The organism is Pseudomonas sp. RW10S2, assembly GCF_014268985.1.
Lineage (GTDB): Bacteria > Pseudomonadota > Gammaproteobacteria > Pseudomonadales > Pseudomonadaceae > Aquipseudomonas > Aquipseudomonas wayambapalatensis.
Genome location: NZ_JABWRO010000161.1, coordinates 1 through 10,425, shown reverse-complemented (window position 1 = coordinate 10,425; position 10,425 = coordinate 1). Strand labels below are relative to the sequence as shown.

Genomic DNA, 10,425 nt, shown 5'->3' with positions numbered 1-10,425 from the left:
CGCCGCTGCGACTTGCCCGCGAAAAGGCCGTTGTATTTTCAGCAGACGAAAAAAAGCGGGAAGCGCCGGATGGGGTCGGCACTTCCCGCTGAGCTACGCAGGGGAGCGTTCTTTTAGAACTTGGCTTCCAGGTCGACCTGCAGGGTGTCGACGTCCGCGTCGGTGTTCGGCAGCTGCGAACGGTCGGTCTTGGCCATCAGGTAAGCCGCGCCGACAGCGAAGTTCTTGTCGATTTCGTAACCGACCTTGAACTTGTGACCACGGTTACCGGTGAAGCCGTTACCGAAGTCGGAGTCGGTGAAGGCGCTGACCACAGCGTTGCGCTGCACGTCGCGGTAGTTGTAGTCCAGGCTCCAGGCGCCGAGCTTGGTCTTCACACCAGCCAGCCAGGCCTTGTCTTCGCCGTCGGTGCTTTCGGTGTTCTTCACGTACTGACCGTAGGCTGCCAGCGGGATGGCGAAGCCGGTGAAGTCGATCTGACCGAAGCCTTCCACCAGATTGAATTCGTTGGTGGTGTTGCCGAACTGACGCAGGGCGGCAGATTCCTTGTCGTTGTCGTAGCCGTAGATGCTGCCGCCAACGGTGACCTTGAGGGTGTCAGCCGGTGCGAAGCGGGCACCCAACTGGCCGTGGTACAGCTGGGCGTCGTGCTTGAACTGCACGCCGTCGCCGTCGACGTTGTCCTTGAGGGTGTACTGACCGGCGCTGCCGAACAGCTCGGCGCCGCCCAGGTTGGTCTTGTAGGTAACAGCCACACCTTCCGGGTTCAGGTCACTATCCCAGATGATGTCGCCCATGCTCACCCAAGGCTGCTGCATCTTGCCGCCGATCAGGTGCAGGTTCGGGATGGCGGTCGGGTGCCAGTCGAGGTAGGCCAGGTCGACCCACAGCGATTTCTTCTCGAAGTAGTTGTCCAGACTCTGGTTGGTCGAGCGGCCATCGGCGCTGCTGCCGGTGGCGATACGCACGCCAGCGTCAACCTGCGGGTTGATTTCGCTGTAGAAGCCGACGCGGGCACGGACGCGTTCGCGGTCCTGGTTGCTGCTGCCGCTGCGTGGGTTGTCGACGTTGACGTCTTCGTAACGCAGGCGCACGTCACCCTTGATCTGGGTCTTGGCGGCCCATGCCACTTTCTGTTCGAAGGAGCTCAGGCGTTCGGACTGTGCCTTCTGGTCGGCCTTTTCCTTGGTTTCTTTTGCCAGATCGGCCTGCAGTTCGCTGTACTGCGCCTGGTTGATCGAGCCGTTGGCGCGGAGCATTTCGAGCAGCTTGGCGTCGACTGCAGCACTGGCCGGGGCGCTCAGGGCCAGCATCATGCCGGTGAGGCTAACTCCGGTAAGTGTAGAAACAAGACGCATAAGGTTCTCCCTATTGGAAAAGTGTGGGGAGGCTTGTGTGCGCCCACCCCCAAGTTGGCATGTCTCCGGAAAAGGCCTGACTAGACAGGTTCTCGGCATCCGAAAAACAGGCGCAAGTATTGCGAGGGGGGATTACAGAATAATGTCTATTTAGTGGCACTGCTGTTAAGTAATTACTCACTTGGTTATAAGAACGGTCGTCGTCATTTGAGCGAACCGGCGCCTTTGGCGATACTGGCGACCTGTGTTCAGGGAGCCGAAGTCGTGACCAGCCTCTACAGTCTTGCCCACCTGCGTGACCTTCCGGCACTGTCCTGGGACGCGCTCGTGCCCGCCGGCCAGCCGTTTCTGCGCCATGCCTTTCTCAGTGCGCTGGAGGACAGCGGCAGCGTCAGCCGCCAGACCGGCTGGGCCGCCGAGCACCTGGTGCTGGAGCGTGACGGCGAGGTGCGGGCGTTGCTGCCGGCGTACCGCAAATGGCATTCGTTCGGTGAGTACGTGTTCGACCACGGCTGGGCCGATGCCTGTGAGCGTGCGGGTATCGCCTATTACCCCAAGCTGCTCGGGGCGGTGCCGTTCAGCCCGGTCAGTGGGCCGCGCCTGCTGAGCGCAGACCCTGCCGACGCCCTGCTGTTGCTGCAGGCATTGCCGGAGTACCTGGTCAAGGGTGAACTGTCCGGTGCGCACATCAACTTCACCGACAGCAGCCTGGACGAGCAGATGCTCGGCCAGCCGGGCTGGATGGAGCGCCTGGGCTGCCAGTTCCACTGGCGCAACCGTGGTTATCGGGATTTTCAGGACTTTCTCGACACCCTCAGCTCGCGCAAGCGCAAGCAGGTGCGTAAGGAGCGCGAGCAGGTGGCCGGGCAGGGCATCGACTTCCAGTGGCTGCGCGGCGATGAGCTGGACCAGGCGCGCTGGGATTTCGTCTACCGCTGCTATGCCAACACCTATGCGGTGCGACGACGTGCGCCCTACCTGACCCGTGAGTTCTTCAGCCTGCTGGCCGAGCGCATGCCCGAGGCGCTGCGGGTGGTGGTCGCACGGCAGAACGGCCGCGACGTGGCCATGGCCTTGAGCCTGGTCGGGGGCGACAGTTTCTACGGTCGCTACTGGGGCTGCCTGGACGAATTCGACCGCCTGCATTTCGAGACCTGCTTCTACCAGGGCATGGACTACGCGATTGCCGAGGGGCTGCAGCGGTTCGACGCCGGTGCCCAGGGGGAGCACAAGCTGATCCGCGGGTTCGAACCGGTGCTGACGCGTTCGTGGCACTACTTGCGCCATGTTGGGCTGCGGCGGGCGGTGGATGAGTTTCTGGCTCAGGAGCGAGACGGGGTGAGGGCGTATGCCGAGCAGGCACGGGAGATGCTGCCGTATCGGCGGGGTTGAGTGGGGTCTGTGCCGGCACTATCGCGGGGCAAGCCCGCTCCCACAGGTACCGCGCTGTCCGTCAGTGCAACGCGCTACCTGGCCGGTTAGAACCCCTCAATCCACCCCGACGAACCCGCCGGTCTGGTGATGCCACAACCGCGCATACAGCCCTTGCTGGGCCAGCAGCTCGGCGTGGCTGCCGCTTTCGACGATACGCCCCTTCTCCAGCACTACCAGACGGTCCATCCGGGCGATGGTCGACAGGCGGTGGGCGATGGCGATCACGGTCTTGCCCTGCATCAGGGTTTCCAGGCTCTCCTGGATCGCTGCCTCGACTTCCGAGTCCAGCGCCGAGGTCGCTTCATCCATGATCAGGATCGGCGCATTCTTCAACAGCACGCGGGCAATGGCGATGCGCTGGCGCTGGCCGCCGGAGAGCTTGACCCCGCGCTCGCCTACATGGGCGTCGAAGCCGGTGCGGCCCTGGGCGTCGGACAACTGCGGGATGAACTCGTCGGCCCGGGCACGGCGCACGGCCTCCCAGACTTCCTCGTCGCTCGCGTCCGGCCGGCCATACAGCAGGTTGTCGCGGATCGAGCGGTGCAGCAGCGAGGTGTCCTGGGTGATCATGCCGATCTGCGCACGCAGGCTGGCCTGGTTGACCTGGGCGATATCCTGGCCATCGATGAGGATGCGCCCGCCCTGCACGTCGTACAGGCGCAGCAGCAGGTTGACGAGCGTGGACTTGCCCGCACCGGACGGGCCGATCAGGCCGATCTTCTCGCCCGGGCGAATATCCAGGTTCAGCCCATCGATGACCTTGCCACCCTTGCCGTAGTGGAAGTCGACATCGTCGAAACGTACGCCGCCACGGCTGACCTTCAATGCCGGGGCATTGGGCGTGTCGATGACCGAGACCGGCTGGGCAATGGTCTGCAGGCCATCCTGGACCATGCCGATGTTTTCGAAGATGCCATTGACCACCCACATGATCCAGCCGGACATGTTGACGATACGGATCACCAGGCCCGTGGCCAGGGCAATGGCGCCGACGCTGATCAGCGACTGGCTCCAGAGCCACAGGGCAAGGCCGGTGGTGGCGACCACCAGCAGGCCGTTGAGGGTGGTGATCACCACATCCATACTGGTGATGACGCGTGAGGCCAGTTGCGTCTTCTCGGTCTGTTCGCTGATCGCCTCGCGGGCGTACTGCTGTTCGTAGTCCGTGTGGGCGAACAGCTTGAGGGTGGCGATGTTGGTGTAGCCATCGACGATCCGCCCCATCAGTTTGGAGCGTGCGTCCGAGGACACCACCGAGCGTTCCTTGACCCGCGGCACGAAGTAGTAGAGCGCGGCGATATAGCCGACGATCCAGGCCAGCAGCGGAATCATCAGGCGCCAGTCGGCCTCGGCAAACAGCACCAGCGAGCTGATCGCGTAGATCAGCACGTGCCACAGCGCATCCACCGCCTGCACCGCCGAGTCGCGCAGCGAGTTGCCGGTCTGCATGATGCGCTGGGCGATGCGCCCGGCGAAGTCGCTCTGGAAGAAGTTCAGGCTCTGCTTGAGCACATAGGTGTGGTTCTGCCAGCGGATCAGGCTGGTCATCCCCGGGTTGATGGTCTGGTGCACCAGCAGGTCGTGCAGGCCGAAGAACACCGGCCGCAGCAACAGGACCACCACCAGCATCCAGATCAGCTCGCCGCTGTGCTCACTGAAGAAGTTGACGTTGGGCGTGCCCTGGGCCAGGTCGATGATCCGGCTCAGGTAGCTGAACAAGGCCACCTCGATCAGCGAGGCGACCAGGCCGACCACCAGCAAGGCGAGAAAGCTCGGCCAGACCTGGCGCAAGTAGTACAGGTAGAACGGCCAGACCGTGCTCGGCGGCGCCTCGCTGGGCGCCTCACGGAAGATGTCGATCAGTTGTTCGAAGCGACGGTACAGCATGGAAACTCCTGTTGATCCCGCTCGCGGGCGGCGTCACATCCTGTGAGACCCGCGATCAATCGATACGTTTGGCCGACTTGATGTAGACCGGATCGGCCGGTACATCGCGCATGCCTTTCTTGACGGTGGTGGGGGAGTTGACGATCTGGTCGACCACCTCCATGCCCTTGGTCACCTTGCCGAACACGGCGTAGCCGCGGTCACGACCAGGATTGAGGAAGTCGTTGTCGGCCACGTTGATGAAGAACTGGCTGGTGGCCGAATTCGGATCCGAGGTGCGGGCCATCGACAGCGTGCCGCGCGTGTTCTGCAGGCCGTTGCTGGCTTCGTTGCGAATCGGATCCTTGGTGCTCTTCTGTACCATCTGGTCGGTGAAGCCGCCGCCCTGGACCATGAAGCCCGGGATCACGCGGTGGAAGATCGTATTGTTATAGAAACCGCTGTCGACGTACTCCAGGAAGTTCTTCGTACTGATGGGGGCTTTTTCGGCGTTCAGTTCGATCTCGACATCGCCGAAGCTGGTAGTCAGCAGCACGTGAGGGGTCTTGTCGGACGCCATGACGCTGGCAGCGAAGGCGAACGAGCAGGCGGTCAGCAGGAGTTTCTTCAGCATGGGCTCAATGATCCTTGAGAGGTGGATGCGGCTGCGAGGAAACGCAGCAGGGTCTGGTTGAAGACCTCGGGTTGGTCCAGGGGCGTAGCGTGCCGCGAATCCTCGATGACCGCCAGTGTCGCATGGGGCATCAGGGCAACGTAGCGCGCTTTCTGTTGTATCGGGGTGTAATCGTGGTCGGCGGCGATCACCAGTGTCGGACACGGGATCTGCCCGATGCGTTCCTGCACACCCCAGTCGACGATGGCGTCGAAGCTCTTTAGGTAAGCGCGCTTGTCGTTGCGCGCCCAGCGCTCGGCCATCTTGCGGCGCAGTTCGCCTTGCTCGGGTTTGGGGAACAGGCGCGCGGCCAGGCCCTGGCCGACCGTCTCGACGCTGAGCAGGCGTGCCAGGCTCCAGCGCTTGGCCCACCAGATCCAGTGTTCGAGGTTGTGGCGCTTGACCTCGGGGGCGCTGTTGACGATGCACAGGCTGCGCAGCCTGTGCGGATGGTCGACGGCAAACTGGAAACCGACCATGCCGCCCATGGACAAGCCCACGAAGTGCACCGGGCCGGTGTCCAGATGGTCGAGCAGGGCCAGCAAGTCTTCGCTGAAGGTCTTGATCTGGTAGCCGTGGCGAGGTTTGGCCGACTGGCCGTGGCCGCGAATGTCCATCAGGATCACCCGATAGTGACGGCTCAGCTCCGGGACCTGCAGCTCCCAGTCCTGGCTGCTCGAACCGAGCCCGTGCAGCAGTACCAGAGGCTCGCCCTGGCCATGTTCCTCATAGTGCAGCAGGCATCCGTCACGTTCGAAACAGGCCATGGGCGCGGTCCTCTCAGGCTTGCGGGGGGGCTGCGAAGGGCACGTCCAGTGGCGCGGTGTCGAAATTGCGCAGCAGCTCGATGAGGATCTGCGTGGCCGGACCCAAGGTCTTTTCCTTGCTCGAGTAAAGGTAGAACAGCGGGTGGCGACTGCCACCCTGATCGAGCGGCAGAGGCTTTAGCAGGCCCTCGCGCAGTTCGCGTTCGATCATGTGCCGGGGCAGCCAGGCAAAGCCCAGGCCGCTGCCGACGAAGGTCGCCGCGGTGCCCAGGCTGCCGACGGTCCAGCGCTGTTCGGCACCCAGCCAGCCGACGTCGCGTGGCTGGCTGCGGCCGGAGTCGCGGATCACCACCTGCAACTGGCTTTCCAGGTCCTGGAACGTGATCTCTCGGCCCAGGCGATGCAGGCTGTGCTCGGGGTGGGCGACGGCGACGAACTCCACCGCGCTCAGCTCGGCGCCCAGGTAGCCGGGAATGTTGAAGCTGCTGATGGCAAGGTCGGCGATGCCTTCGTGCAGTACTTCCTCGACCCCGGACAGCACTTCTTCACGCAGGCGCACACGGCAGCCGCGGCTCTGCGGCATGAACGCGCTCAGTGCGCGCACCAGCCGGGCGCTGGGGTAGGCGGCGTCGACCACCAGGCGCACTTCGGCCTCCCAGCCCTGTTCCATGTGGTGAGCCAGGTCTTCGAGCTGGCTGGCCTGTTTGACCAGGTGCCGCGAGCGACGCAGCAGCACGCTGCCGGCCTCGGTCAGTACCGCCTTGCGCCCGTCGATGCGTAGCAGCGGCACGCCCAGTTGCTCCTGCATGCGCGCCACGGTGTAGCTCACCGAGGACTGCGAGCGATGCAGCGCTTCGGCGGCCTGGGCGAAGCCGCCGTGATCGACCACCGCCTGCAGGGTCCGCCATTGATCCAGGGTCACGCGCGGCGCTTTCATCTTCGGCTCCTGTTGTCCTAAGCTGCGCTCATCACAAGGAGAGCGCGAAATGAAGAAATGGTTTGCGGTACTGCTGACGTCCCTGCCCCTGAGCGCCATGGCCTATCCCATCGATGTGCAGAAGGAGATCGAAGGGGTCAAGCTCGACTACACCGCGTACGACACCGCCTATGACATCGGCAGCATCAGCCTGAACAACTACGGGCAGGTGCCGGCTGCCTGCAAGGTCACCATGCGCAATGGCCCCGAAGCGCCGAGGGTGCGTCGGGTCAATGTGCCGGCCGGCAAGAGCGTGGATGTGACGGCCAAGTTCAACCGGCAGATCATCAAGCTGCGCATCGACCTGAGCTGCAAACCGGAATAAAACCAATTAATCGATAGATTGAACCCACTTTTTACGCTTTTTTATCGATAGGTCAAGTCTTAATCTCACCTCCATCGAATCGCAACCCTATTTGCCGATGGAGGCACCCCATGTCCCGCGTACTGATCATCGAAAGCAGCGCCCGCCAACAGGATTCCGTTTCCCGTCAACTGACCCGCGACTTCATCCAGCAGTGGCAAGCGGCGCATCCTGCCGACGAGATCAAGGTACGCGACCTGGCGGTCAACCCGGTGCCGCACCTGGACGCCAACCTGCTCGGCGGCTGGATGAAGCCTGAAGAGCAGCGCAGCGCGGCTGAAATCGATGCGCTGGCCCGCTCCAACGAGCTGACCGATGAGTTGCTGGCCGCCGATGTGCTGGTGATGGCGGCGCCCATGTACAACTTCGCCATCCCCAGCACACTCAAGGCCTGGCTCGACCATGTGCTGCGTGCCGGCATCACCTTCAAGTACACCCCGACCGGCCCGCAGGGGCTGCTCAACGGCAAGCGTGCGATCGTCCTGACTGCCCGCGGCGGTATCCACACCGGCGCTGCCAGCGATCACCAGGAACCCTACCTGCGCCAGGTGATGGCCTTCATCGGGATCCACGAGGTGAACTTCATTCACGCCGAGGGCCTGAACATGAGCGGCGACTTCCACGAGAAAGGCCTGAACCAGGCCAAGGCGAAGCTCGCCGCAGTGGCTTGAGGCGCGAGGCGTCCACGAATTCCCAACCCTGACACCTGTTGCTCCTTTGGGTGTATGTGCCCGGTCATGCGAATGGCCGGGCTTTTTTTTGCGCCAGGCTCAGTACAGGTCCGCCGCGTCCCTGCGCTGCTGCGCCAGCTCCATGAAGGCGCTCATCGCCGAGGTCGGCAACGAATCCTGGCGACGGATGAACACCGTGGACACGCGGGAGAATTCCGCGGGTAGTTCATGGCAGCGAATCGCATGGCGCACGCTGCAGTTCTGCGTCACCGACCTGGGCAACAGAGTCACGCCCATTCCCGCCGAGACGCAGGTAAGGATGCCATCCAGGCTGCCCATTTCCATGATCTGGTTGGGCACCAGGCCCATCCGATAGAACCAGTTCTCCAGCGTCGATCGGTAGAAGCAGCCGCTGCGAAACACCAGCACTGTCTGCGAGGGCATTCGCGCCATCAAGGTGTCGAGCGAATCGAACTGGTCGCTGCTGACCAGCACCAGTTCCTCGCTGAACACCTCTTGCTGGGCAAGCATCGGATTCTGGTGAAACCCTCCGACGAAAGCGCCATCGATCCGGTGGGACTCGATGGCCTTGATCAGTTCGGCAGTGGTGCCGGTGAGCAACGACAGTTGCACATCGGGATGCTGTTCGCGGTAGCGGGTGAGGATCTTCGGCAGGCGAATGGCGGCAGTGGTCTCCATCGAGCCCAGGCGCAGCGGGCCGTTGGGTACACCGGTATCGAGCAGGGCGCTGCGGCTTTCTTCGGCCAGTTGCAGGATGCGCCGGGCATACCCGAGAAACGTCTCGCCCGCGACCGTGAGCACGACGCCGGATTTTCTGCGGATGAACAGCTCGCGCTTGAGCTCTGTCTCGAGCTCCTTGATGCGCATGGTCACGTTGGATTGCACGGTGTTGATCCTGACCGCAGCCGCGGTGAAACTGCCCAGCTCGGCCACGGCGCAGAAGATCTTCAACTGGCGCATTTCCATGGAGACTACCTATCACTGATGATGATTGATGGGGTGTTTATGCATCATTTCATGATCGGTTTTCCAGTGGCTTGGAGGCGACCGGGCCAGACTGCTGGTTCACGATCAGTGATGGAATTCATCATTTATCATCATTTGTGAAAATTCATGGGTGCGCTTAAGGTCAACTCTGGGCTCGCTCCCCGCCAACGGACATGCGCACCCGCCATGAGCAACCCATGATGAGCAACCTCCATGACCACTGACATCCAGGCTTTGCTGAACGTCCGTTTCCCCATCATCCAGGCGCCCATGGCGGGCGTTTCTACGCCAGCGCTGGCGGCGGCGGTATCGAATGCGGGTGGTTTGGGGTCGATCGCGATCGGCGCGAGCTCTGTCGAGCAGGCTCGCCAGTACATACGCGAAACCTTCGCGCTGACCCAACAACCGTTCAACGTCAATCTGTTCTGCCACCGCCCGGCGCTGCGAGATGACGTGCGCGAGGACGCCTGGCTGAAGGCGCTCGAAGCGCGCTTTGCCGAGTTCCAGGCCCAGCCGCCGAAGGGCCTGCGGGAAATCTATCGCTCGTTCGTCGAAGACCCCGAGATGCTGCAGATGCTGCTGGAAGAAAAACCGGCAGTGGTGAGTTTTCATTTTGGCCTGCCGCCGCAGTCGTTCATCGAGGCGCTGAAGGCGGCCGGTATCGTGCTACTGGCCTGCGTGACCTGCGTGGACGAGGCGCTGCAAGTGCAGCAAGCAGGGGTCGATGCACTGATCGCCCAGGGTTACGAGGCGGGCGGTCATCGCGGGATATTCGATCCTGAGCATGACGACGAATCGAGCACGCTGGAGTTGGTGCGCCTGTTGGCCGAGCAGGTTCGACTGCCGATCATCGCAGCTGGCGGAATCATGGATGGCACAGACATCGCCAAGGCGTTCGCGCAGGGCGCTTGTGCGGCGCAGTTGGGTACAGCGTTCTTGCTGTGCCCGGAATCGTCGGCCAACGCGGCCTACCGTGAGGCGCTGAGCGGGCCACGGGCGGGGCAGACGCAGATCACCAGCGCAATTTCCGGACGGCCTGCGCGGGGTATGGTCAACCGGGCGTTCGAGGTGAAGAGTGCTGCGGGCGTGCCGGATTATCCCCGCGCCTACGATGCCAACAAGGCACTCAATAGCGTGGCGACTGCCCTGGGCTGCAGCGACTTCGCCGCACAATGGGCCGGTACCGGCGCCCACCGGGCGCGCGCCCTGCCGGCCGCGCAGCTGGTCGAGGTGCTGATGGCCGAGCTCGACGCGCAGCGCTGACAGGCAAGATTTGTGGGCGGTTCGGCGCTCCGACTTGCCCGCGAA

At 63.1% G+C, this 10,425-nt stretch carries 10 protein-coding genes; 4 read left to right on the top strand and 6 right to left on the bottom strand.

The annotated features are described in order from the left end of the window. Window positions 1-113 precede the first annotated feature (113 nt). Window positions 114-1,358 (bottom strand): putative porin, encoded by a 1,245-nt coding sequence (locus HU729_RS23730; RefSeq protein ID WP_186711719.1) that lies wholly within the window; start codon window positions 1,356-1,358, stop codon window positions 114-116. Window positions 1,359-1,622: 264 nt separating this feature from the next. On the opposite strand from HU729_RS23730, the gene HU729_RS23725 reads away from it, so the two are divergent. Then, entirely contained in the window at window positions 1,623-2,750 is a 1,128-nt protein-coding gene (locus HU729_RS23725; protein ID WP_186711718.1) for a GNAT family N-acetyltransferase, read from the top strand. Window positions 2,751-2,846: 96 nt separating this feature from the next. Here HU729_RS23725 and HU729_RS23720 read toward each other — a convergent pair whose 3' ends face one another. From HU729_RS23720 to HU729_RS23705, 4 genes are read right to left on the bottom strand one after another with little or no spacing between them, the layout of a single operon-like run. After that, complete coding sequence (locus tag HU729_RS23720; protein ID WP_186711717.1) at window positions 2,847-4,679, bottom strand: ABC transporter ATP-binding protein; 1,833 nt, start codon at window positions 4,677-4,679, stop codon at window positions 2,847-2,849. Between the two features lie 55 nt (window positions 4,680-4,734). Then, the gene (locus tag HU729_RS23715) at window positions 4,735-5,292 is read right to left on the bottom strand and encodes a peptidylprolyl isomerase (protein ID WP_186666876.1); all 558 of its coding nucleotides are present in this window, start codon (window positions 5,290-5,292) and stop codon (window positions 4,735-4,737) included. Further along, window positions 5,286-6,098, bottom strand: coding sequence for an alpha/beta fold hydrolase (locus HU729_RS23710; RefSeq protein WP_186666875.1), 813 nt, complete (start codon window positions 6,096-6,098; stop codon window positions 5,286-5,288). The genes HU729_RS23715 and HU729_RS23710 overlap by 7 nt, the downstream gene beginning before the upstream one ends. 13 nt (window positions 6,099-6,111) lie before the next feature. After that, complete coding sequence (locus HU729_RS23705; protein ID WP_186666874.1) at window positions 6,112-7,035, bottom strand: LysR family transcriptional regulator; 924 nt, start codon at window positions 7,033-7,035, stop codon at window positions 6,112-6,114. A 49-nt stretch (window positions 7,036-7,084) separates the two neighbouring features. Between HU729_RS23705 and HU729_RS23700 the strand changes: the two genes are divergently transcribed. Together HU729_RS23700 and HU729_RS23695 are read left to right on the top strand one after the other, a co-directional pair. Continuing rightward, complete coding sequence (locus tag HU729_RS23700; RefSeq protein ID WP_054893296.1) at window positions 7,085-7,399, top strand: hypothetical protein; 315 nt, start codon at window positions 7,085-7,087, stop codon at window positions 7,397-7,399. A gap of 110 nt (window positions 7,400-7,509) precedes the next feature. After that, a complete protein-coding gene (locus HU729_RS23695) occupies window positions 7,510-8,109 on the top strand; it encodes an FMN-dependent NADH-azoreductase (protein ID WP_186666873.1) in 600 nt (199 codons plus the stop codon). Window positions 8,110-8,208: 99 nt separating this feature from the next. Here the strand turns inward: HU729_RS23695 and HU729_RS23690 are convergent, their stop codons facing one another. Beyond that, window positions 8,209-9,096: a LysR family transcriptional regulator gene (locus tag HU729_RS23690; RefSeq protein WP_186711716.1), complete on the bottom strand. Its 888-nt coding sequence runs from the start codon at window positions 9,094-9,096 to the stop codon at window positions 8,209-8,211. Window positions 9,097-9,330: 234 nt separating this feature from the next. Between HU729_RS23690 and HU729_RS23685 the strand changes: the two genes are divergently transcribed. Then, window positions 9,331-10,380 (top strand): nitronate monooxygenase, encoded by a 1,050-nt coding sequence (locus HU729_RS23685; protein ID WP_186711715.1) that lies wholly within the window; start codon window positions 9,331-9,333, stop codon window positions 10,378-10,380. Window positions 10,381-10,425 lie beyond the last annotated feature (45 nt).